The sequence below is a fragment of the Streptomyces canus 299MFChir4.1 genome (assembly GCF_000383615.1).
Lineage (GTDB): Bacteria > Actinomycetota > Actinomycetes > Streptomycetales > Streptomycetaceae > Streptomyces > Streptomyces canus_C.
Genome location: NZ_KB911586.1, coordinates 348,799 through 371,452 on the forward strand (window position 1 = coordinate 348,799; position 22,654 = coordinate 371,452).

Sequence of the window (22,654 nt, forward strand, 5' to 3'; positions counted from 1 at the left end):
GATACCTCGCCTCACAGCTCTTTGGCCAGATTGTGGATCAGGTCCCGTGTCTGTTCTGGATCGAGTGACGATGCTTCTACTCTACGGAAGAGCGTTCGAAACACGCCGAGTTGGGCCTCCGCGTCGATGAATGCCGTGCCGTGTGGCGCGTCACGGACCACGGTGTCCAACTCCGGGATGTCGCCACCGGCATAGATCATGGCGCTGCCTGTGTCGTCGAAGCGCTCCAGGGCGAACGGTACGACGCGGACGGTGATGTGGTCCGCTTCGGAGAGCTCCAGCATGTGGGCAAGTTGGGCTTGCGAGGTTGCCCGGCCGCCGACCCTGATGCGTAGCGCTGCCTCGTGGATCACTGCCTGGTAAGGGGTCGGTGTTGGCCCTTCGAGGATTGCTTGACGCTGCCTGCGATGTCGAACGCGCAACTCCCGTTCTTCAGCCGGAAGTTCTGGGATGCGGGTCGAGAAGAGTGCCCGTGCGTAGTCCTCGGTCTGAAGGAGGCCGGATACGTGCAGCAGGTCCACGTCCCATCGGAAGGCGGCGTTGTGTTCCAGCTCGGCGAGGTCCAGGAACGGTGTGGGCAACTGCTCCCGGTACTCCTCCCACCAACCGCGCGTCCGGTCGGTGGCCAGCCTCACCAGGGCAGCAATCAACTCCTCGTCGGAGCAGGCGTAGTTCGCCGCCATGCTGCGCAGGCGCTTCTCGCTCACGCCGGTCTGGGCGAATTCGATCTGGCTGATCTGGCCGGAGCTCACGCCGAGCAGGGCTGCCGCCTCCCGTCCGCTGAGGCCGGCCTCCTCTCGCAGCCTGCGGAGTTCGGTTCCTAGTCGCATCTGCCGTGCGGTGGGTTCCCGCCTCAGTCCCGCCATGGAGTGCTCCCCGGAATCAACACGCCCACGGGCGCGACTCGTTCGGGTTCAGATTACGCGATCTGATTGATAGACCTGGAATTGCAGGTCTACTGTCAGTCGCGCAACGCACACTCTGCGGAAGTGCGCCGTGCCGGCATGCCCTGGCGGTCGCGGCGATGCCACCGCGCGTCTATCCCGAGCCAACGGTCGAACTGGAGTTGACGCATGCCCGAAAACAAACCCTGGGAGTACACGCTCTACATCCCCGACGACCCCCGAGCCGTCACCGTCGCCCGCCGTACCCTCCGGCTCATCCTGACGATGCACGGCCTGATCCGTCTGACGGACACCGCGGAGCTCCTCGGCGCGGAGCTGGTCTCCAATGCCGTACGGCATACGAAAGGGCCGGCTGCGTTGCGGGTGCGGTGGTCGGCCGGGGTGTTGCGGATCGGGGCCCGGGATGCGGACCCGCAACCTCCTGAGCCGCCCGGGGAGTTCGGGCTGGAGGAGGGTGGGAGGGGGCTGGCGTTGGTGAAGGCTTGCGCGGATCTGTGGGGGTGGCAGCCGCTGGCCCGGCAGGGCAACCGTGGGAAGTTCGTGTGGTGTGAGCTGGGGGCTGCATAGGTGGGGGCATGGGGCCCGACCGCTTCCTCATCGGCCCACTCCAGCACGCACGGGGGAGGAGCGAGCGGACGGCCCGGGGGAGCGGGGGCACGTGGGTGGTTGATCAGGGTGGTCGAGTCACGGACCGGGATTCCCGCTTGCGCGGCGCGTACCGCGGCTACGGCGGCCGGGCTCGGCGGCGAGCGGGGCGTGGGTGGTGAGTGGCTCGGCCGGGAGGGTGAATCCTCAGCCGCGCGGGTGGGGGCGCCCCTGTTTTCTGGGGTCGGAAGTTCGCGCAGCCTTCGCCCCGGTGTGCGGTCGTCCGTCGGCTGCCGCGTTGGCGGTCACCAGGCGATCACCGGCCGGACAGGCGTCTGTCGTCGCCGAAACGCCCGTCATCCCCGTCGATCACGCCGTGTGGCGTCCCCCACATCCCGGTCGTGACCGTCCTGGTCCTCCGCGTGGACCCTGTCCCCGCCTCGTCCCGATCCCGTTTCGACAGATGAACAGAGCCGCCGGGGGTACGCGCAGCATGGTATGTGTGGGAAAGGAGGTTCCTACCCACCTCAAAACACATCCATGCGCCGAGCGGCCAGATTTTCTTCCCCCCGCGGGTTGAAGTTTTGTTGATCGCGGGTCGGTTGGTCGCCCCGGCGTCCTACCCTTTAGAGGGTGAAGCAACTGATGTCACTGGAGTCCGAGGTCGATCTGCCCGGGGAAGCGCTGCTCCCCGGCGTGCTGAGCGACGCGCTGCACGCCGAACTCGTCCACTTCCGACGCGACTTGCACATGCATCCGGAGCTCGGCAATCAGGAGTTCCGGACCACCGCGGCGATCAAGGAACGGCTGGAGCGGGCCGGGCTGAAGCCCCGGGTGCTCGCCGTCGGGACCGGGCTCGTATGTGACATCGGCGACTGGGACGGCCAAAAGCCCATGCTCGCCCTGCGCGCCGACATCGACGGCCTGCCCATCCCGGACATGAAGACCGAGTGCCCGTACCGGTCCACCGTGCCCGATCGGGCGCATGCCTGCGGGCACGATGTGCACACCGCCGTGGTGCTGGGGGCCGGGCTCGTCCTCGCCGACCTGCACAAGCGGGGGCTGCTGCCGCGGCCCGTGCGGCTGGTCTTCCAGCCCGCCGAGGAAGTGCTGCCCGGCGGCGCCGCCGACGCCATCGACTGCGGCGTGCTGGAGGGGGTCGGCAAGATCCTCGCCGTGCACTGCGACCCGCGGGTCGACGCCGGGAAGATCGGGCTCAGGACCGGGGCGATCACGTCGGCCTGCGACCGCCTGGAGATCGCCCTCGACGGGCCCGGTGGGCACACCGCCCGGCCGCACCTCACCACCGACCTCGTCACCGCCGCCGCCCGCGTGGTCACCGACGTGCCCGCGATCGTCGGCCGGCGCGTGGACACCCGGGCCGGGCTCGCCGTGACCTGGGGGCGGATCGAGTCGGGGCACGCCCCGAACGTCATCCCCCAGCACGCCGAGCTCTCCGGGACCGTGCGCTGCCTCGACCTCGACACCTGGCAGCAGGCTCCGGACATCGTGGTCGCCGCGATCGACGAGGTCGCCAATCTGCACGGGGCCAAGTCCGAGATCAACTACGTGCGGGGCGTGCCGCCGGTCGTCAACGACGCGGACGTCACCGAGCTGATCCGCGAGGCCATGACCGCCCGGCGCGGTGCCGACTCGGTCGAGAGCACCGAGCAGAGCCTCGGCGGCGAGGACTTCTCCTGGTACCTCCAGCACGTTCCCGGGGCCATGGCCCGCCTCGGGGTGCGGACGCCGGGGGAGCGGACCGTGCGCGACCTCCACCAGGGCGACTTCGACGCCGACGAGTCCGCGATCACCGTAGGTGTGGAGCTCTTCACGGCCGCGGCCCTGCTGGACGCCGCACAGTGATCCCAGCGTGACGGACGGCCCCCACGCGTGACGGACGGCCCCCACGGGGGCCGTTCCTCCGACCGGCGCAACAGTGTCGTAAGCCAATTGTGCGCACATCGAAATCCCGGTGTGCGAGGGCGCAAGAGCCTCAGTTCAGACGCTGTTTGCCTCGAATCGATAACGGCTTCGGAAGAGGTCTGTTTCCGACATCTACGCGCGTTACGATGCCGCGAAGCCAACGCCGCAGGGGCGTTCAGGCCCGGGCACTGGCATGGTGCTCACATGAAGCGCCGACAAGGCGCTCAGGTCAGGTGAAGGAGCCTCCCGTGCGCCGGGTAGCCAAGCTTTCCGCTGCGTGTATCGCCACCGCAGCTCTCGCACTGACTGCCACTGCCTGTGGCAGCACTTCCTCCGGGAACGACAGCTCGTCGTCCGCCTCTGCCGGCAGCAGCAAGGGCGGCATCAAGATCGGTCTCGCCTACGACGTCGGCGGCCGTGGTGACCGCTCCTTCAACGACTCCGCCGCCCGCGGCGCCGACAAGGCCGCGAAGGAGTTCGGCGGCTCCCTCAAGGAGCTGACCGCCAAGAGCTCCGACACGGAGGCCGACCGCGAGCAGCGCCTGACCGACCTCGCCGACGCCGGCTACAACCCGATCGTGGCCGTCGGCTTCTCCTACGCCACCTCGGTCGACAAGGTCGCCGCCAAGTACCCGAAGGTCAATTTCGGCCTCATCGACGCGGTCGCGAAGGCCAAGAACGTCGACAGCATCACCTTCACCGAGGAGCAGGGTTCCTACCTGGCCGGTGTCGCCGCGGCGCTGAAGACCAAGAAGGACCACGTCGGCTTCATCGGCGGCGTGGACACCCCGCTGATCAAGAAGTTCGAGGCGGGCTACGCCCAGGGTGTCAAGGACACCAACCCCAAGGTCAAGGTCGACGTCCAGTACCTGACCCATGGCTCGGACTTCTCCGGTTTCGCCGACCCCGCCAAGGGCAAGGAGGCCGCGTCCGGCATGCTCGACAACGGCGTCGACGTGATCTACGCCGCGGCCGGCTCCTCCGGCAACGGCTCGATCGAGGCCGTCTCCGGCGTCAAGGGCGCCTGGGCCATCGGCGTGGACTCGGACCAGTACAACATCCCGGGTCTGGCCAAGTTCAAGAACTCGATCCTGACCTCGATGGTCAAGAACGTCGACGTCGGCGTCTACGACTTCATCAAGTCCGTCCACGACGGCAAGCCGCTGACCGGCAACCAGCTCTACTCGCTCGCCAAGGGCGGTGTGGGCCTCTCCACCAGCGGTGGCTTCATCGACGACATCCAGCCCAAGCTGGACGAGGCGAAGAAGAAGATCGTCGACGGCACCATCACGGTCAAGACCAGCTGACCTGACGGTTCCCGCCGGAACCCGGGCTCGACGAGGGGGCCTCGACAACCCCCTCGTCGAGCCATAACAATGTGTCAACTCTACGCGTGTAGCGCGGAGTTGCCGCGCTAGCGTCGCCGACGCCTGCCCTCCCCTACGCAGCCCCTTTCCCCCAGGAGAGTGCGCCATCAACGCGTCCAGCCCTCCCGCTGCCGTCGAACTGCGCGGCATCACCAAGCGATTCCCAGGCGTCGTCGCCAACAAGGACATCGACATCACCGTCCGCACGGGCACCGTGCACGCCCTGTGCGGTGAGAACGGTGCCGGCAAGTCCACCCTGATGAAGATCCTCTACGGCATGCAGCAGCCGGACGAGGGCACCATCACGGTGGGCGGAGAATCGGTCACCTTCCACACGCCCGCCGACGCCATCGCCCGCGGCATCGGCATGGTCCACCAGCACTTCATGCTCGCCGACAACCTCACCGTCCTGGAGAACGTCGTCCTGGGCGCGGAGAAGCTGTACGGCATCGGCGGCAAGGCCCGCGCGAAGATCAGGGAGATCTCCGACGCGTACAACCTGAACGTCCGCCCCGACGTCCTCCTGGAGGAGCTCGGCGTCGCCGACCGCCAGCGCGTGGAGATCCTCAAGGTCCTCTACCGCGGCGCCAAGACCCTGATCCTCGACGAGCCCACCGCCGTCCTCGTGCCCCAGGAGGTCGACGCCCTCTTCGACAACCTGCGCGAGCTCAAGGCCGAGGGCCTCACCGTCATCTTCATCTCGCACAAGCTCGGCGAAGTCCTCTCCGTGGCCGACGAGATCACGGTCATCCGCCGCGGCACCACCGTCGGCACCGTCAAGCCCGCCGGCACCACCTCCAAGCAGCTCGCCGAGCTGATGGTCGGCAGCGAACTGCCCACCCCGGAGACCGAGGAGTCCACGGTCACCGACGTGGCGCTGCTCAAGCTGGACGGCCTGCGCCTGGCCCAGACCGACCTCGACGGCGTCGAGCGGATCATCCTCGACGACATCTCCTTCACCATCCACAAGGGCGAGGTCCTCGGCATCGCGGGCGTGGAGGGCAACGGCCAGTCCGAGCTGGTCGAGGCCATCATGGGCATCCGCACCCCCGACTCGGGCACGGTCACCCTCGACGGCACCGACATCTCCCACGTCCCCACCCGCCACCGCCGCGAGTCCGGCGTGGGCTACATCCCCGAGGACCGGCACCGCCACGGTCTGCTCCTCGAGGCCCCGCTGTGGGAGAACCGCATCCTCGGCCACGTCACCGAGAAGCCCAACTCCCGCGGCCAGCTCCTCGACATCAAGGCGGCCCGCACCGACACCGAGCGCATCATCCAGGCGTACGACGTCCGCACCCCCGGCATCGACGTCACCGCCGCCTCGCTGTCCGGCGGCAACCAGCAGAAGCTGATCGTCGGCCGCGAGATGAGCCACGCGCCCAAGCTGCTCATCGCCGCCCACCCCACCCGCGGTGTGGACGTCGGCGCGCAGGCCGCGATCTGGGACCACATCCGCGAGGCCCGCCGCGAGGGCCTGGCCGTGCTGCTGATCTCCGCCGACCTGGACGAGCTCATCGGCCTGTCCGACACCCTGCGGGTGATGTACCGCGGCCGACTGGTCGCCGACGCCGACCCCGCCACCATCACCCCCGAGGAGCTGGGCTCCGCCATGACCGGGGCGGCCACCGGCCACCTGGAGCACGCAGAAGGCTCCGCAGGGGACTCCGCAGCGGTCTCCGCCGAGGACGACGAGGACGACTCCCGATGAACAAGCTGACCCAACGCATCGACAAGGAGCGGCTGCTCCTCGGCATCGCGGCCCCGCTGCTGGCGGTCGTCGCCGCGCTCGTCGTCACCACCCTGGTGATCCTGGCCACCGGCAAGAACCCGGGCGCCGCCTTCAGCGACATGCTGACGTACGGCTCCGCGAGCGACAGCCAGGTCTACATCCTCAACAAGGCGACGACGTACTACCTGGCGGGCGTCTCGGTGGCCATCGGCTTCCGGATGAACCTGTTCAACATCGGCGTCGACGGCCAGTACCGCATCGCCGCGTTCTTCGCCGCGGTCCTCGGCGGCGCGCTGACCACGCCGGGCTGGATCTCCATCCCACTGATCATCCTGTGCGCCATGGGCACCGGCGCCGTGTGGGCGGGCATCGCGGGCGTGCTGAAGGTGACCCGCGGCGTCAGCGAGGTCATCTCGACGATCATGCTCAACGCGATCGCCACCGCGATCATCGCCTACCTGCTCCAGCCCGGAAAGCTCGCCGAGCTCCAGGCCGGCGGCACGGTGGTCTCCACCAAGCCGCTGCCTCAGTCGTCGTACTTCTTCCAGATCGACACCGGCGCCGCGGGCGAGCTGTGGGGCTTCATCGTGATCGCCGTGATCGTGGGCATCGCGTACTGGTTCGTGCTCGGCCGCACCCGCTTCGGCTTCGACCTGCGCACCGTCGGCCAGTCCGAGAGCGCCGCCGCCGCGAGCGGTGTGTCCGTGAAGAAGATGATCGCGACCAGCATGCTCATCTCCGGCGCCATCGCCGGCCTGATCGGCATGCCGACCCTGCTCAACGACAGCCACCAGTTCAGCAACGACTTCCCCGTGGGCATCGGCTTCACCGGTATCGCCATCGCCCTGCTCGGCCGCAACAACCCGGTCGGCATCGCGCTGGGCGCCCTGCTCTGGGGCTTCCTGGAGCGCACCACCAACCACCTGGAGTTCGAGGGCTACGACAAGGAGATCCTCGGCGTGATCCAGGGCGTCATCGTCCTGTGCGTCGTCATCGCCTACGAGCTCGTACGCCGTTACGGACTCAAGCGCCAGCAGCAGCGGGTCGGCGCCGAGCTCGCCGCCCAGGCCGCAGCCCCGACCCAGAAGCAGGAGGTGGCGTGATGACTGCCACGATGACCGACACGCCGCCCCCCGCGGCACCCAAGGCGGACACCGCCACCCGGTCGGGCCGCCCGCTCGGCCAGATCCTCATGATCGTCGCCGGTGCGCTGCTGCTCGTCGCCGCGGTGCGCGTCATCTCCGGCTCCGACCAGCTCACCTCCGAGGGCCAGGTCTCCGCCGCGCTCAGCCTCGCCGTGCCGATCGGCCTCGCGGGTCTCGCCGGTCTGTGGTCCGAGCGGTCCGGTGTGGTCAACATCGGCCTCGAGGGCATGATGATCCTCGGTACCTTCGGCGCCGGCTGGATCGGCTGGCAGTCCAGCCCCTGGCTCGGCCTGCTGTGCGGTGTCGGCTTCGGCGTCCTCGGCGGCCTGCTGCACGCGGTCGCGACCGTCACCTTCGGCGTCGACCACATCGTCTCCGGTGTCGCGATCAACCTGCTCGCGCTCGGCACCACCCAGTACCTCGCCAAGCTGTTCTTCGTGGACGGCAAGGCGGCGGACGCGGGCGGCAACCCCAAGCAGTCCCCGCCCGTCGACTCCCTGCCCAGCTTCGACGTCCCGGGCGTGTCCAGCGGGCTGCACTCCATCGAGAACCACCACTGGTTCCTGATCTCGGACATCGCCGGCATCCTCGGCGGCCTGTTCACCAACCTGTCGGTGGTGACGGTTTTCGCGGCCGTGCTGTTCATCGGCAGCTGGTGGCTGCTGTGGCGCACCCCGTTCGGCCTGCGCCTGCGCTCCTGCGGCGAGAACCCGATCGCCGCCGAGTCCCTCGGCGTCAACGTCTACAAGTACAAGTACATGGCCGTGGCCGTCTCCGGCGGTCTCGCCGGCCTCGGCGGCGCCTTCCTCGCGCTGGTCACCTCGCACAGCTACCTCGAAGGCCAGACCGGCGGCCGCGGTTACATCGGCCTCGCCGCCATGATCTTCGGCAACTGGCGGCCCGGCGGTCTCGCCATGGGCGCGGGCCTGTTCGGCTACTCCGACGCCCTCCAGCTGCGCAACGGCGGCGAGACCGTCCACGCGCTGCTGCTCCTGCTGTTCGTGCTGCTCCTGGCGATGGCCGGCTGGAAGCTGTACAAGAAGGCGCACTGGCAGGGCGGCATCAGCCTCCTGGTGGCCGCGGGCGTCCTGGTCTGGTACCTGGTCACCGACGAGGTCCCGAGCGACTTCGTGGGTGCCACGCCGTACGTCGTCACGCTGCTGGTGCTGTCGCTGTCCGCGCAGCGCCTGCGGATGCCCAAGGCGGACGGCATGCGCTACCGGAAGGGCCAGGGCAAGTGACATCCCCCGTCGTCGACTGGGACGCTCTCAGGTCGGCCGCCCGGGACGCCATGTCCCGGGCGTACGCCCCGTACTCCGGCTACCCGGTCGGCGTCGCCGCCCTGGTCGACGACGGCCGTACGATCACCGGCTGCAACGTCGAGAACGCCTCCTACGGCCTCGGCCTGTGCGCCGAGTGCGGTCTGGTCTCGGAGCTGCACAACACGGGGGGCGGCCGGCTCACGCACTTCACCTGCGTGGACGGCAAGGGCGCGGTGCTCGTCCCGTGCGGCCGCTGCCGCCAGCTGCTCTACGAGTTCGGCGGCCCGGACCTGCTCCTGGAGACCCCCGCGGGCATCCTGCCGCTGTCCGAGATGCTCCCGCAGGCCTTCGGGCCGGACCATCTCACCAAGTAATTCCCGGAAGGAAAGCCCTGCATGGCCATGGACGCCATCTCCGTCATCCGCACCAAGCGGGACCGCGGTGAACTCAGCGACGAGCAGATCGACTGGGTCATCGACGCGTACACCCGCGGGGAGGTCGCCGACGAGCAGATGTCCGCGCTCGCGATGGCGATCCTGCTCAACGGCATGAACCGGGGCGAGATCGCCCGCTGGACGGCCGCGATGATCGCGTCCGGCGAGCGCATGGACTTCTCGTCCCTGTCCCGCCCGACGGCGGACAAGCACTCCACGGGCGGCGTCGGCGACAAGATCACGCTCCCGCTGGCGCCCCTCGTGGCGGCCTGCGGCGCGGCCGTGCCCCAGCTCTCGGGCCGCGGCCTCGGCCACACCGGCGGCACGCTCGACAAGCTGGAGTCGATCCCCGGCTGGCGCGCCCTGCTGTCGAACGAGGAGATGCTGAACGTCCTCGACACCACCGGCGCGGTGATCTGCGCGGCGGGCGACGGCCTGGCTCCCGCCGACAAGAAGCTCTACGCCCTGCGTGACGTCACCGGCACGGTCGAGGCGATCCCGCTGATCGCGTCGTCGATCATGTCGAAGAAGATCGCGGAGGGCACGGGCTCGCTCGTGCTGGACGTCAAGGTCGGTACCGGCGCGTTCATGAAGACCATCGAGGACGCGCGGGAGCTGGCGTCCACGATGGTGGGCCTGGGCACGGACCACGGTGTGAAGACGGTCGCCCTGCTGACGGACATGTCGACCCCGCTGGGCCTCACGGCGGGCAACGCCCTCGAAGTCCGCGAGTCGGTGGAGGTCCTGGCGGGCGGCGGCCCCTCGGACGTGGTGGAACTGACCATCGCGCTGGCCCGCGAGATGCTGGACGCAGCGGGCATCCGCGACGCCGACCCGGCGAAGGCGCTGGCCGACGGCTCGGCGATGGACGTCTGGCGCCGGATGATCGCGGCGCAGGGCGGCGACCCGGACGCGGAGCTGCCGGTCGCGCGTGAGCAGCACGTGATCAAGGCGGGGGCCTCGGGCGTCCTGACCCGCCTCGACGCCTACGGCATCGGCGTCGCCGCCTGGCGCCTCGGCGCGGGACGTGCCCGCAAGGAGGACCCGGTGCAGGCGGGCGCGGGCGTGGAGATGCACGCCAAGCCGGGCGACACGGTGACGGAGGGCCAGCCGTTGCTGACCCTGCACACGGACACCCCGGACCGCTTCGAGTACGCCCTCCAGTCGATCGAGGGTTCCTACGACATCGGGGCGGCCGGTACGGCGTTCACGGCGTCGCCCGTTGTGCTGGAACGTATCGCCTGACCAGGCATTTCCCCTTTCGGGTGAACGGGATCGGTGGACCCCCACCGGTCCCGTTCGGCATGCTGGGATCGGTGACGCAACCGAAGGAGACCGCCATGAGCGCACTCACCGTGGGCCACGACCCCGAGCAGAGCTGGGACGACCTCGTCCGGTTCTGGGAGGAGATGGACTGGCCCGAGGGCAGCAAGGTGGAGATCATCGAGGGGATCATCACCGTGTCACCTGCTCCCGCACCCCGTCACAACGTGATCGCGGAACGCATCCAGCGTCGCTTGTACTCCGTGATCCCCGAGAACTGGGGCGTCTATCAGACACAGGCCATCGCCGTACCCTCGCGGCTCGGCATGTTCATCCCGGACATCCTGGTCGCCCCGGTCCAGGACTGCACCGAGGCGGACACCTATCTGCCGGCCGCTGTGGCCGAGCTCGTGGTTGAGGTCACCTCCAGGAAGAACGCCCGCCACGACCGTGTGAGCAAGCCGGCCGCGTACGCCTCCGCCGGCATCCCCCTCTATCTCCTCGTCGACCGCTGGGCCCCCGAAGGCCCCACCGCGACTCTCTACGGAGAGCCCCACGGAGACGTCTACCGGCCGCTGTCCGTCGCCAAGTTCGGTGAGCTGCTCACCATCCCGGCGCCCTTCGACCTCGTCATCGACACCGGCGAGTTCCCCGAGACGTGAATCACCCCAGAACCGCCGCCACGACCACCAGCACCGGCACCGACAACACCGTCGACACCAGGATCGAGTCCCGGGCCAGTCGCTCGCCCACACCGTAGGTGGACGCGTACGTGTAGAGGTTCTGCGCTGCCGGCAGGGCCGATGTCACCACCACGTCTAGGAGCAGGGGCCCGTGCAGGCCGAAGACCCCGGCCGCCAGTGCCCAGGCCGCCGCGGGCTGCCCCACCGACTTCAGCGCGACCGAGAGCAGGACGAGCTGCCGGTCCGGGCCCCGGCCGGGCATCGTGCTGCCGCACAGGGAGATGCCGAAGGCGAGGAGGACGGCCGGGACCGACATGCCGCCGATCAGGGTCAAGGGGTCCATGACGGGGGCCGGGACCTTCAGACCGGCCGCCGAGACCGCCACCCCGGCCAGCGAGCCCACCGCGATCGGATTGCGGAGCGGGGTCAGCAGTCTCCGCCACAGCGGGCCCTTCTCCCCCTCGCCCGACGCCAGGTCCAGGACCGTCAGCGCGACCGGGGTCACCCCCACCAGCTGGAACAGCAGCACCGGCGCCACCAGCGAGGCGTCGCCCAGGACGTACACCGCGATCGGGATGCCGAGGTTGCCGGAGTTGACGTAGGACGAGCACAGCGCGCCGATCGTCGTACGGCCCAGGCCCCAGCCCCGGACGACACCCACCGCCACGAAGACCCCCGCCGCCGCGACCGTGCTCAGGGCCGTCACCAGCAGGCGGCTGGAGAAGATCACCGACAGGTCGGCCCGGGCCAGCGTGGTGAACAGCAGGGCGGGGGAGGCCACATGGAAGGCGAGCTTGGTCAGGACCTCCCGGCCCTGGTCGCCGAGGTAGCCGCGCAGACCGATGAGATAGCCGACGGCGATGACCACCGCGATCACCGCGAAGCCGGTCAGCACTCCCTGCACGGGGGCTCCTCAAGGGTGAGGAGGGCGTGGCGTATCCAGGGAGGTGCTGATGGGTGGCGCATACAGGTAACCCTCGGGGGCAGATGCCACCCAGGTCAACGTGATCCTTCCCGCGCGGTCGAGGCGTCGGCCGATGAATTGTGCCCGCCCGTCAGGTCTACCGATCGTGGACGCCATGACACCCGCTGTACTCGTGCTGGCCGGCCCCGTCACCCGGGACGAGGTGACGGGGCTGGGCGACGAGGTCCGGGCCCTGTTGCGGACGACCGGCGCCGGAGTGGTGGTGTGCGATGTCGCCGGGCTCGGGCCGCCGGGGCTCGGCACCGTCGACCTGCTCGCCCGGCTCCAGCTCGCGGCCCGGCGCGCCGGGGGCCGGATCAGGCTGCGCGACCCCGACCCCGCGCTACACGCCCTCCTCGCCCTCGTCGGCCTCCGCTTCGAGGTGGAGGGGCAGGTCGAACAGGGGGAACCAGCGCTGGGTGTCGAGGAAGAAGTGGAACCCGGTGAGCCGGCCGTCTGAGATCTCCAGCACCTGGACCGCCCACGGGGTGAAGCCGCCCTTGTCCGGGTCCGGCTTGTACTGCGCGAACCCCGGCAGGCCGTTGACCTGCACCGGTACCAGGCGGGAGCCCTCGCAGGCCGAGCCCAGGGTCGTCATGAAGCCCGTGATGTCGTCGTGGCCCGTCAGCCACAGGTCGAACGGCGGCATCGTCATGATGGCGTCCTCGTGGAGGAGCGCCGTCAGTGCCGTCATGTCGTATCCCTCGAACGCCTTCACATAGCGCTCCAGGAGCTTCTGCTGCTCCTCGTCCAGCGGGTCGGACACGGCCGCGTCGGCGCCGTGCTCCTCCCGCTCGGCGAGGGTGGCGCGGGCCCGCTGGAGGGCGCTGTTGACCGAGGCGACGGAGGTGTCGAGCAGTTCGGCGACCTCGCTCGCCTTCCAGGCCAGCACCTCGCGCAGGATCAGCACCGCGCGCTGCTTGGGCGGCAGCTGCTGGAGGGCGGCCATGAAGGCGAGCCGCACGGTCTCCTTGGCGACGGCCGCCTCCGCCGGGTCCTCGACGGTCGGCAGCATGCGGCTGTCGGGCATCGGCTCCAGCCAGGTGTGGTCGGGGCGGGGGGAGAGGGCGGCCTGGGCGAGGGGCGTCGACTCCGTGAGGTCCATGGGGCGGGCGCGCTTGTTGCCCGCCGTCAGCATGTCCAGGCAGACGTTCGTCGCGATGCGGTACAGCCAGGAGCGGAGGCTGGAACGGCCCTCGAACTTGTCGTAGCTCCGCCAGGCCCGGACCATCGTGTCCTGCACCGCGTCCTCGGCCTCGAAGGAGGAGCCGAGCATGCGGTAGCAGTACCCCGTCAGCTCGGTGCGGTGTTTCTCGAGCCTGATGTCGAGGTCCGTCGTCGTAGCCGTAGTGTCCGTCATCGTCCACCCACCCCTGTGGCCGTGCTGCGTCGCGCCTTTGCGCCCACTACTCGGAAACTACCGCAGCCCACTGACAACGGCCCCTGGAGCGAGCGAACACGCAGGTCAGAGGCTGGATACAGCAATCCCCCCGACCGGCCGACCCCGGTCGGGGGGATGTAGGACGTGCGGCTCAGGCCGTCGCGAGCCGCTGCTGGGCCCGGGCCGCACGTGTTCCGAGGACGATGATCGACACCACGCCGAGCACCGCCAGCAGTCCGACCCCGACTGTCCCGGCCCAGCCGCCCGCGTGGAAGGCGAGCGCGCCGACCGTGCTGCCCGCGCTGGAACCGATGTAGTAGGCGGACTGGTAGAGGGCCGAGGCCTGCGCCCGGCCGTGGGTGGCCGTCTTGCTGACCGCCGAGGACGCCACCGCGTGGCCGGCGAAGAAACCGCCAGTGATCAGGACCAGGCCCAGCAGGACCAGGGGGAGCGAGTCCGCGAGGGACAAGAACAGGCCCGTCGCCGTCGTACCGCCCGCCGCGTACAGCGCGCCCCTGCGGCCCAGGCGGCCGACCAGCCGGCCCGCCGTCGACGCGGACACCGTGCCCACCAGGTAGACCAGGAAGACCGAGCCGATGATGCCCTGCGGCAACCCGAACGGGGCCTCCGTCAGGCGGTAGCCGATCACCGTGTACACGCCGCCGAAGACCGTCATGAACAGCGCGCCGATGGCGTACAGGCGGCGCAGCAGCGGGTCCGAGAGGTGCGTGCGGACCGTGCCGAGCAGCACGCGGGGCCTCAGGGAGCCCGCCTTGAAGTGCTGCGGTGCCGGGAGCAGCAGGCGGAACGCCACGGCACAGGCCACCGCGATCGCGCCGATGACCCCGACGGCCACCCGCCAGCCCCACTCCTGCGCGACCCAGCCCGTGATGACCCGGCCGCTCATTCCGCCGACGCTGTTGCCGGCGACGAACAGGCCGATCGCCGTGACCAGGGCCTTCGGGCGGACCTCCTCGGCGAGATACGCCGTGGCGGAGGCGGGCAGCCCGGCCAGGGCCGCCCCCTGCACCGCCCGCAGCACGACCAGCGCGGTCAGTGAGGGCGCGAAGGGGACCAGGATCCCGACCGTCACCGCGACCGCCAGCGAGGCCGTCATGACCGTACGGCGTCCGAAGCGCTCGGAGAGGGCGCTCATCGGCAGCACGAACAGCGCCAGACCGCCGGTCGCCGCCGCCACCGTCCAGCTCGCCTCGCTCGCCGCGACCCCGAACTCGCCCGAGATCAGCGGGAGAAGGGCCTGCGTGGAGTACAGCAGCGCGAAGGTGGCGACCCCGGCGAGGAAGAGGGCGAAGCTCATCCGGCGGTAGCCGGGGCCGCCCGGGGACAGACGGGAGTCGACGGCGACGGGGACGGGGGATGCGGCGCCCACGCGGGTGGACGCCTCGGTACTGGCAGGCATGCTTCGAAGTTACGTACCGCTTCGCTCATCCGTCCAATGCATGGATTCGCCATAATCGTTCCCATGGAGCATCAGCAGAGGTCACAGGGGCGCCTGTCACCGTCCAGTGACACAGAAGACATGGTGATGTTGCTGGCCCCGCGGCTCGCCTACTTCGCCGGCGTGGCCCGCACCGAGCACGTCACCCGCGCCGCCCAGGAGATGGACGTACCCCAGTCGACGCTGTCCCGGGCCATGGTCCGTCTCGAACAGGACCTCGGCGTCGACCTGTTCGCCCGTATCGGCCGCACGGTCTCCCTCACCCCCGCCGGCCGCACCTTCCTCGGCTCCGTGGAACGCGCTCTCGGCGAGATCCGGCGGGCCGCCGACGAGGTCCGTGCCGACGCCGACCCGGAAACCGGCAAGGTCGCCTTCGGCTTTCTGCACACCATGGGCTCGGAGACGGTTCCCGGCCTCATCCGGGCCTTCCGCGCCGACCACCCCCGGGTCCGGTTCAGTCTGGTCCAGACCTACGGCGAGGCGATGATCGAGCGCCTGCGCGCGGGCGAGCTGGACCTGTGCCTGACCTCCCCGGTGCCGGACGCCCCCGACCTCGTCGCCCGGCGCCTCGACGAGCAGAAGCTGCGGCTCGTGGTCCCCACCGACCACCCCCTCGCGGCCCGCAGGCGGGTCCGCCTCGCCGAGGCCGCCGAGGAGTCCTTCGTCACCCTGGAACCCGGCTACGGCCTGCGCCGCATCACCGACGACCTCTGCCAGGAGGCCGGCTTCAAACCGAGGATCGCCTTCGAGGGCGAGGAGGCGGAGACGCTGAGGGGGCTGGTCGCGGCGGGCCTGGGCGTCGCCCTCCTGCCGCCCCCGGCCTTCCCCCGCCCAGGAGTCGTGGAACTGACGGTCACGGCCCCTCGGGCGGCCCGCGAGATCGGCGTCGCCTGGCTCGACGGCCACCCGGACACCCCGCCGGTGGCCGCCTTCAAGCAGTTCCTGCTGTCGAGAAGGGGCAACCTGCTGCCGTGACCCGCAACCCGCTGTCCTGACCTACCGCCGCCGCCCGAACCCGGAAGCCAGCGGCATCCGCAGCCCCAGCGGCGGAGGCGCGGCCAGTGCGTCCCGCACCGGCCGGGACAGCACCCGCCCGAACAGCGCCCCCATGACGAAGTCCTCGGTCAGGGCCTGCACTTCGGCCCGGTACTGGTGCAGTCCGTGCCCGTCGGAGTGCACCTCGAACCGGCACACCTCCCGGTTCGCCTTCTTCGCCCGCGACGCGAGCCGGAACGACAACTCGGGGTCCGCCTGCTGGTCGTTGGTCCCGTGCACGATCAACACCCGCCGCCCCACGAGCTGCTTGACCGGTTCGGGGGTGGCCGCCACATCGTCCTCGGGCAGCCAGGGAGCGACCGCGACAACGGAGTTGACGGCCTCGTGGCCGCCCGCGCGCAGTGCCGCCCGTGCGCCCATGTCGACGCCGACCAGGGACACGGGGACGTCGCCGTACCGCCGTACGACCTCGTCGGCGGCCCAGGTCGCGTCGTGCGCGGGGTGCGCCTCGCTGCCGTTCCAGCCGCGATAGCGGTAGTGCACGAGGTGGGCCGCGAGCCCCTCGGCGTGCCCCGCACGGGCGAGTCGTCGCCCCAACGCCCTGACGGCGGAGGGGAGTCGCATCGAGGCGGGTCTGCGCAGAGAGGTCTCGTCGCCGCCCGGGAGCAGCAGCACCACCCCGCTCACCGCCGCCGGCTCCGGGCCGAGTGCCCTGCCCAGTCGGGCGGTGCGCACCGGCGTCGCTTGCTGTGCCATGGCAGAACAGTGTCAGAAGCCCGGGTGTACGACACGGGGCGGGGCGGTCACCGTTACGTATCGGCGGATTCGTACAGCGGGCGCTCTACGCGCGTAGGAGTTAGAGTGCGCAGATGACGAGCCAGACTGACCGGATGGGGAACTCCCCGAGCTCGGACCAGATCCGCCGAGCACCCAAGGTTCTGCTGCACGATCACCTCGACGGCGGGCTGCGCCCCGGCACGATCGTCGACCTCGCCCGGGACACCGGGTACACCGGACTCCCCGAGACCGACCCGGACCGGCTGGGCGTCTGGTTCCGCGAAGCCGCCGACTCCGGTTCCCTGGAACGGTACTTGGAGACCTTCTCGCACACCGTCGGCGTCATGCAGACCCGTGAGGCGCTGGTGCGGGTGGCCGCCGAGTGCGCCGAGGACCTCGCCGAGGACGGCGTCGTCTACGCCGAGGTGCGCTACGCCCCCGAGCAGCACCTGCAGAAGGGGCTGACCCTCGAAGAGGTCGTCGAGGCCGTCAACGAGGGCTTCCGGGAAGGCGAGCGCAGGGCCAGGGCGAACGGCCACCGCATCCGCGTCGGCGCCCTGCTCACCGCCATGCGGCACGCGGCCCGGGCCCTGGAGATCGCCGAGCTCGCCAACCGCTACCGCGACCTGGGCGTCGTCGGGTTCGACATCGCGGGCGCGGAGGCCGGTTACCCGCCCACCCGGCACCTCGACGCCTTCGAGTACCTGAAGCGCGAGAACAACCACTTCACCATCCACGCCGGCGAGGCCTTCGGGCTGCCGTCCATCTGGCAGGCCCTGCAGTGGTGCGGCGCCGACCGGCTCGGGCACGGCGTGCGCATCATCGACGACATCCAGGTCCACGAGGACGGCACGGTCAAGCTCGGACGGCTCGCCTCCTACGTCCGGGACAAGCGGATCCCGCTGGAGCTGTGCCCCAGCTCCAATCTCCAGACCGGGGCCGCGTCGTCGTACGCGGAGCACCCGATCGGACTCCTGCGGCGGCTGCACTTCCGGGCCACCGTGAACACCGACAACCGGCTGATGTCCGGCACCAGCATGAGCCGGGAATTCGAGCACCTTGTCGAGGCGTTCGGTTATTCACTCGATGACATGCAGTGGTTCTCCGTCAATGCGATGAAATCAGCGTTCATTCCTTTCGATGAACGACTCGCGATGATCAATGACGTCATCAAGCCCGGATATGCCGAGCTGAAGTCCGAATGGCTGTTCCAGCAGACCGCCTCCACCAGCGGTTCTGTGGACGACAAGGGCTGACCGGGCAAAATCGTGGGTGCGAAATGCGGGCGGGTGTTCACAATCCGTCCGCATTTCGATGTTTGCGGCGGGTGGGTTCCCGTGTTTACGGTCATGGACCGCTGACATCCCGCAAACCCATTTCGAGGACGCATTTCATGAAGCAGTCTGCTGCCAAGACCCTCGGTGTCGCCGCCCTCGGTGCCGCCTTCGCCGCCGCCGGCGCGGGTGCCGCGAACGCCGCTCCGGCGGTCCCGGACGCCACCCAGGCGCTCGGCTCCGTCTCCCAGGGGCTCCCCACCGAGAACGTCACCAAGTCGCTGCCGGGCGCCGGTGAAGCGCTGTCGCAGGCCCAGCCGGCGATCGGCACGGGCCTGTCGGCCGCGCAGCCCGCCGTCGAGAAGGTCCTCGCCGACGGCCCGACCGGGCCCGTCGCCGGTCTCCTGGGCGGCCTGCCGATCGGCCAGGTGCTGCCCGGCAGCGGCACCGGCCTGAACGGACTGCCGCTCGGCTGAGCCCGCCGCTCCTCGTACATGCCGGTGGGGCGCACCCCGAGATCTCGGGGTGCGCCCCACCGGCGTACTCGTCCAGGGCGTTACCAGGCGGTCCGCGCCTTCTCCTCGGAGGGGAACAGGATCCACAGGGCGATGTAGAGCAGGAACTGCGGGCCCGGCAGCAGACAGGACACCAGGAAGATCACGCGCATCGTGGTCGCGGAGGTGCCGAAGCGCCGTGCCAGCGCGGCACACACTCCGCCGATCATGCGGCCGTCGGTGGGGCGGGCGAGGCGGGACATTGCGGCTCCTTCGTGAGCGTCGGTGGTCGGGTCCGAGTGACCCTCTCCAGCTGTCTTCAACGCTACGGAGACGAACGCCACAAAGCGTCGCTCTACGGTGCGATCCCGACCCTGGGAATCGTCGGGGTCCGACCCTGAGCCGGCTCCTCCTGGCGGAGGGTGGTGCGCCGGCGGCGCTCGGTCCTGCGGCGGAGCGACTGGCGGACCGCCGGTACGACCGCGAGGTGCGCGAGGGCGACGCCCGCGGTGTTCAGGAACAGGGAGTCGATGTCGACGACCTGGCCGGGGACGCCGGTCTGGAGCAGCTCTATGCCCAGGGAGATCAGCGCGCCCGCGGCACAGGTGCGGATCAGGGAACCGACCGGGGACGCCCACAGCCGGCCGTGCACCATCGGGAGCAGGAAGCCGAGCGGGGCCAGCAGCGCGAGCCCCTCACCGATCCGGCGGGCCGCCTGCTGCCCGCCGAGGGCCAGGTCGGCGCGGATGCCGGCGAAGGGGTGCAGGTTGGCGGGGACGACCCAGGGCACGTCCAGCGGCCGCAGCGTGAACCAGGCGACGAACGCGAGGTGTGCGACCAGGAGGGCACCTCCTGCCACACGGACGCGTAGGACGGTATCGCCGCCGACGAAGCCTTGACGCTGCACGATCCCCAAGACGCCCCGCTCGGCACGATCGGTTCCGGAACACCCCGGGGTACCTGGGTGAGGCCTGCGCCACACATGCCGGCCGGCTCCGCGTCAGCCGCCCGTCACCTCGGCCGACGTCGGCTGGTGGCTGCCCGGCTGGGCACGGACCTCGTCGGTGCAGTCGTAGCGGCGCAGCGGTGCGGTCGAAGGGCCGCCGAGGATGACGGAGCCGTCGCCCTCGGCCGCGGCCGAGTCGGAGAAGGTGCACACGACCTGGGCCAGGGCGTAGGCGGAGAGCTCGGCGGGCGGCGTGCTCAGCCGGAGCGTGTCCTCGGGGTCCTTGGGGCGCGGCCCGCTGACGGTCATGCCGCCGCGCACATACGTCTGGTACCCGGCCTCCCGCTCGGCCGCCGACGGCGTCTCGGCGAGCTGGTCGAGGAGCCCCTGCGCGACCAGCACCCGCCGCTCGGAGTCGGCGGTGCCGTCCGGGACCCTCAGGCTCCGGTCCACGGCCACCAGCGACGCCCCGCACAGCAGGAACACCTGTACGGCCAGCCCGTGCGAGGACGGCTCCGCGGCGCCCGGCTCGGACAGCGAACACCGCACCCGTGAGGGCGCGGGCCCGAAGTCGGTGGGCACCTCGGTGGGCCGGATCCCGCACCCGGCGACCAGCAGACCGAGCACCGGGAGCGCCAGCAGCCGCAGCACGTTCAGCCCGGCACGCGGTGTGCCCGCCCTCTCCTCGCGTCGTCCCTGCGGGCGCATCACGCCTCCCCCTTCTTCGCCCCGTCGTCGGCCCTCTTGGCCTCCATGAGCTGTTCCGCCAGCTCCGAGGCGTCCCGGGGAATCCGCAGCGTGAAGACGGCACCCCCGTCGGGAGAGTTCGCCGCGGTGATCTCGCCGCCGTGGATGTGGGCGTTCTCCAGGGCGATCGAGAGGCCGAGACCGCTGCCCTCGGAACGGGGGCGGGAGGCACTGGCCTTGTAGAAGCGGTCGAAGACATGGGGAAGCACGTCCTCGGGGATACCGGGGCCGTGGTCGCGGACCCCGATGACCACCTCGTCGTCCGCCGCGCGCACCGCCACCCGCACCGGGGAACCGCCGTGCTTGAGCGCGTTGCCGATCAGGTTGGCCAGGATCACGTCCAGGCGCCGCGGGTCGAGACGGGCGTGGATGCCCCGCTCGGCGTCCAGCTCCACCGCGTCCAGCCACGCCCGCGCGTCGATGCACGCGGTGATCTGGTCGGCCACGTCGACGTCGTCCAGGACCAGCCGGGCCGTACCCGCGTCGAAGCGGGTGACCTCCATCAGGTTCTCGACCAGGTCGTTCAGCCTGCGGGTCTCGCTGACCACCAGCCGCACGGCCGGTTCGATCATCGGGTCCATCGAGCCGGACTCGGCCTCCAGCTCCTCCTCCAGGATCTCCGTCACGGCGGTGATCGCGGTGAGCGGCGTACGCAGTTCATGGCTCATGTCCGCCACGAACCGCCGGGACGCGTCGTCGCGCGCGGACATGTCCTCGACCCGCTTCTCCAGCGCCTCGGCCGCGTAGTTGAACGTCCTCGACAGATCCGCGAGTTCGTCGGTGCCCGACACCCTGAGCCGGGTGTCAAGACGGCCCTCGCCGAGCCGCCGGGCGGCGACCCCCAGCCGGTGCACCGGCTTCAGTACGGTCGTCGCGGCGGCCTGCGCGAGCAGCGCGGAGCCGATCAGGGCGAGCCCGGTGGCGATACCCAGCGACCAGGCCAGGGAGTTGAGGTCCTTGGCCTCCGGTTCGAGGGACTTGAGCATGTAACCGGTCGGGCCGCCGCCGATCACCCGTGTCCCGGCGATCAGATACGGGGTGTCGTGGGCGACGGTCCGCTGCCAGTACAGGTGGTAGGCGTACTTGTTGGCCGAGTCGACCTGCTGCTTCTCGTTCACCGCCTCGCGCAGCGACACGGGCACGTCCTGGAGCGTGAAGCCGTCCAGGGCACCCGAATTGCCGTAGACCGTCCGGCCCTTGGTGTCGGAGGCCACGAGCAGCACGCTGAAGCGCTGGCTGCTGCCCGCCATCTGCCCCGCCGCCTGCTGGAGTTCGTCCTGCGTGGGGTCCTCGGGCAGGGCGCCCGCGCGGTTCTGCATCTCCTGCTGGAAGTCCCGCAGGACCGCGTCCTGGGCGCGGGTGAGCACCGCCTCGCGGTTGAGCCAGTAGGCGATCCCGGACGCGGACACGGCGGCGGTCAGCGCCACCAGGCCGAACACGACGACAAGACGCAGCCGCAGGCTGGTGAAACGCAGCCGTGACCACACACCCTTGCGAGCCGCGAACCAGTCGCGGAGCCCCCCTTGTGCTTCGGTCACTGAGGCGTGTCCAGCCGGTAGCCCACGCCCCGCACGGTACGGATCAGCGTCGGGGACGACGGCACGTCCTCGACCTTGGCACGCAGCCGCTGCACACAGGCGTCCACCAGGCGTGAGTCACCGAGGTAGTCGTGCTCCCACACCAGCCGCAGCAACTGCTGGCGGGACAGCGCCTGGCCGGGTCGCCGGCTCAGCTCAAGGAGCAGCCTGAGCTCGGTCGGGGTGAGCTGGAGGTCCTCGCCGTTCTTCGTCACGGTCATGGCCGCGCGGTCGATGACCAGCGAGCCGAAGCTCGCCGCGTCGGTCGACTCGCGCTCACCGCGGCGCAGCACGGCCCGGATCCGGGCGTCCAGCACCCGCCCCTGGATCGGCTTGACGACATAGTCGTCGGCGCCGGACTCCAGGCCCACCACCACGTCGATGTCGTCGTTGCGGGCGGTCAGCAGGATGATCGGCAGCTGGTCCGTGCGCCGGATGCGCCGGCACACCTCGAACCCGTCGATACCGGGCAGCATCACATCCAGCACGATCAGGTCCGGCCGCTGCTCACGCAGCAGTTTGAGGCCGTCCTCGCCGGTGGCAGCGGTGGCAACCCGATGGCCCTGGCGCGTGAGGCTCAGCTCCAGGGCCGTACGGATGGCGTCGTCGTCCTCGATCAGCAACAGGGAAGGCACGGGCTCATTCTGGCCCATGGAGGGGGTGCGGTACGACCTGTGGGGACACGCAGTCCGTACGGCACCCGTCCGTGGGTGCTCTGTGCAATTCCTGAGACGGAC

At 70.2% G+C, this 22,654-nt stretch carries 23 protein-coding genes; 13 read left to right on the top strand and 10 right to left on the bottom strand.

From position 1 onward, the window contains the following. Nucleotides 1-11: 11 nt before the first annotated feature. Nucleotides 12-866, bottom strand: a complete 855-nt coding sequence (locus H293_RS0115265) for a helix-turn-helix domain-containing protein (RefSeq protein ID WP_020118732.1) — start codon at nucleotides 864-866, stop codon at nucleotides 12-14. A 207-nt stretch (nucleotides 867-1,073) separates the two neighbouring features. Between H293_RS0115265 and H293_RS0115270 the strand changes: the two genes are divergently transcribed. From H293_RS0115270 to H293_RS0115310, 9 genes are all read left to right on the top strand, one after another. Continuing rightward, entirely contained in the window at nucleotides 1,074-1,472 is a 399-nt protein-coding gene (locus tag H293_RS0115270) for an ATP-binding protein (RefSeq protein ID WP_020118733.1), read from the top strand. A gap of 663 nt (nucleotides 1,473-2,135) precedes the next feature. Continuing rightward, nucleotides 2,136-3,356: a M20 family metallopeptidase gene (locus H293_RS0115275; RefSeq protein ID WP_020118734.1), complete on the top strand. Its 1,221-nt coding sequence runs from the start codon at nucleotides 2,136-2,138 to the stop codon at nucleotides 3,354-3,356. A gap of 308 nt (nucleotides 3,357-3,664) precedes the next feature. Then, nucleotides 3,665-4,723, top strand: coding sequence for a BMP family lipoprotein (locus H293_RS0115280; RefSeq protein ID WP_020118735.1), 1,059 nt, complete (start codon nucleotides 3,665-3,667; stop codon nucleotides 4,721-4,723). Nucleotides 4,724-4,922: 199 nt separating this feature from the next. After that, on the top strand, nucleotides 4,923-6,494 hold the full coding sequence (locus H293_RS0115285) for an ABC transporter ATP-binding protein (protein WP_028807870.1): 1,572 nt from the start codon (nucleotides 4,923-4,925) through the stop codon (nucleotides 6,492-6,494). Next, nucleotides 6,491-7,618: an ABC transporter permease gene (locus H293_RS0115290; RefSeq protein ID WP_020118737.1), complete on the top strand. Its 1,128-nt coding sequence runs from the start codon at nucleotides 6,491-6,493 to the stop codon at nucleotides 7,616-7,618. Before H293_RS0115285 ends, H293_RS0115290 begins: the two co-directional genes overlap by 4 nt. Continuing rightward, nucleotides 7,618-8,901 carry an ABC transporter permease gene (locus tag H293_RS60125; protein ID WP_020118738.1) on the top strand — a complete coding sequence of 428 codons (1,284 nt, stop codon included), beginning with the start codon at nucleotides 7,618-7,620 and terminating at the stop codon, nucleotides 8,899-8,901. The genes H293_RS0115290 and H293_RS60125 overlap by 1 nt, the downstream gene beginning before the upstream one ends. Next, entirely contained in the window at nucleotides 8,898-9,296 is a 399-nt protein-coding gene (locus H293_RS0115300; RefSeq protein WP_020118739.1) for a cytidine deaminase, read from the top strand. Before H293_RS60125 ends, H293_RS0115300 begins: the two co-directional genes overlap by 4 nt. Nucleotides 9,297-9,323: 27 nt before the next feature. Next, the gene (locus H293_RS0115305; protein ID WP_028807871.1) at nucleotides 9,324-10,601 is read left to right on the top strand and encodes a thymidine phosphorylase; all 1,278 of its coding nucleotides are present in this window, start codon (nucleotides 9,324-9,326) and stop codon (nucleotides 10,599-10,601) included. Between the two features lie 95 nt (nucleotides 10,602-10,696). Continuing rightward, nucleotides 10,697-11,281, top strand: a complete 585-nt coding sequence (locus H293_RS0115310) for a Uma2 family endonuclease (protein WP_020118741.1) — start codon at nucleotides 10,697-10,699, stop codon at nucleotides 11,279-11,281. A 1-nt stretch (nucleotide 11,282) separates the two neighbouring features. Here the strand turns inward: H293_RS0115310 and H293_RS0115315 are convergent, their stop codons facing one another. After that, nucleotides 11,283-12,206 carry an AEC family transporter gene (locus H293_RS0115315; RefSeq protein ID WP_020118742.1) on the bottom strand — a complete coding sequence of 308 codons (924 nt, stop codon included), beginning with the start codon at nucleotides 12,204-12,206 and terminating at the stop codon, nucleotides 11,283-11,285. A 133-nt stretch (nucleotides 12,207-12,339) separates the two neighbouring features. Between H293_RS0115315 and H293_RS54825 the strand changes: the two genes are divergently transcribed. Next, a complete protein-coding gene (locus H293_RS54825; RefSeq protein WP_158694420.1) occupies nucleotides 12,340-12,726 on the top strand; it encodes an STAS domain-containing protein in 387 nt (128 codons plus the stop codon). Here the strand turns inward: H293_RS54825 and H293_RS0115325 are convergent. Then, nucleotides 12,610-13,626 carry a sigma-70 family RNA polymerase sigma factor gene (locus H293_RS0115325; protein WP_020118743.1) on the bottom strand — a complete coding sequence of 339 codons (1,017 nt, stop codon included), beginning with the start codon at nucleotides 13,624-13,626 and terminating at the stop codon, nucleotides 12,610-12,612. The genes H293_RS54825 and H293_RS0115325 overlap by 117 nt on opposite strands. Before the next feature lie 172 nt (nucleotides 13,627-13,798). Continuing rightward, entirely contained in the window at nucleotides 13,799-15,067 is a 1,269-nt protein-coding gene (locus H293_RS0115330) for an MFS transporter (RefSeq protein WP_020118744.1), read from the bottom strand. A 63-nt stretch (nucleotides 15,068-15,130) separates the two neighbouring features. Here H293_RS0115330 and H293_RS0115335 point away from each other — a divergent pair, with 63 nt between their 5' ends. After that, complete coding sequence (locus tag H293_RS0115335; RefSeq protein WP_033415410.1) at nucleotides 15,131-16,081, top strand: LysR family transcriptional regulator; 951 nt, start codon at nucleotides 15,131-15,133, stop codon at nucleotides 16,079-16,081. A gap of 21 nt (nucleotides 16,082-16,102) precedes the next feature. On the opposite strand, the gene H293_RS0115340 is transcribed toward H293_RS0115335, so the two are convergent. Further along, on the bottom strand, nucleotides 16,103-16,858 hold the full coding sequence (locus H293_RS0115340) for an alpha/beta hydrolase (protein WP_078612585.1): 756 nt from the start codon (nucleotides 16,856-16,858) through the stop codon (nucleotides 16,103-16,105). A 113-nt stretch (nucleotides 16,859-16,971) separates the two neighbouring features. Here H293_RS0115340 and H293_RS0115345 point away from each other — a divergent pair, with 113 nt between their 5' ends. Both H293_RS0115345 and H293_RS0115350 read left to right on the top strand, forming a co-directional pair. Beyond that, complete coding sequence (locus H293_RS0115345; RefSeq protein ID WP_028807874.1) at nucleotides 16,972-18,135, top strand: adenosine deaminase; 1,164 nt, start codon at nucleotides 16,972-16,974, stop codon at nucleotides 18,133-18,135. Between the two features lie 137 nt (nucleotides 18,136-18,272). Then, nucleotides 18,273-18,629: a hypothetical protein gene (locus H293_RS0115350; protein ID WP_020118748.1), complete on the top strand. Its 357-nt coding sequence runs from the start codon at nucleotides 18,273-18,275 to the stop codon at nucleotides 18,627-18,629. Nucleotides 18,630-18,709: 80 nt separating this feature from the next. Here H293_RS0115350 and H293_RS0115355 read toward each other — a convergent pair whose 3' ends face one another. The 5 genes from H293_RS0115355 to afsQ1 form a co-directional block, all read right to left on the bottom strand. Further along, nucleotides 18,710-18,910: a PspC domain-containing protein gene (locus H293_RS0115355; protein WP_020118749.1), complete on the bottom strand. Its 201-nt coding sequence runs from the start codon at nucleotides 18,908-18,910 to the stop codon at nucleotides 18,710-18,712. A gap of 92 nt (nucleotides 18,911-19,002) precedes the next feature. Next, complete coding sequence (locus tag H293_RS0115360) at nucleotides 19,003-19,554, bottom strand: VanZ family protein (protein ID WP_020118750.1); 552 nt, start codon at nucleotides 19,552-19,554, stop codon at nucleotides 19,003-19,005. Nucleotides 19,555-19,647: 93 nt separating this feature from the next. Then, nucleotides 19,648-20,301, bottom strand: coding sequence for a hypothetical protein (locus tag H293_RS0115365; RefSeq protein WP_020118751.1), 654 nt, complete (start codon nucleotides 20,299-20,301; stop codon nucleotides 19,648-19,650). Beyond that, on the bottom strand, nucleotides 20,301-21,878 hold the full coding sequence (locus H293_RS0115370; RefSeq protein WP_020118752.1) for a sensor histidine kinase: 1,578 nt from the start codon (nucleotides 21,876-21,878) through the stop codon (nucleotides 20,301-20,303). The genes H293_RS0115365 and H293_RS0115370 overlap by 1 nt, the downstream gene beginning before the upstream one ends. Beyond that, nucleotides 21,875-22,552 carry a two-component system response regulator AfsQ1 gene (afsQ1, locus tag H293_RS0115375; protein ID WP_020118753.1) on the bottom strand — a complete coding sequence of 226 codons (678 nt, stop codon included), beginning with the start codon at nucleotides 22,550-22,552 and terminating at the stop codon, nucleotides 21,875-21,877. Before afsQ1 ends, H293_RS0115370 begins: the two co-directional genes overlap by 4 nt. Nucleotides 22,553-22,654: the final 102 nt, after the last annotated feature.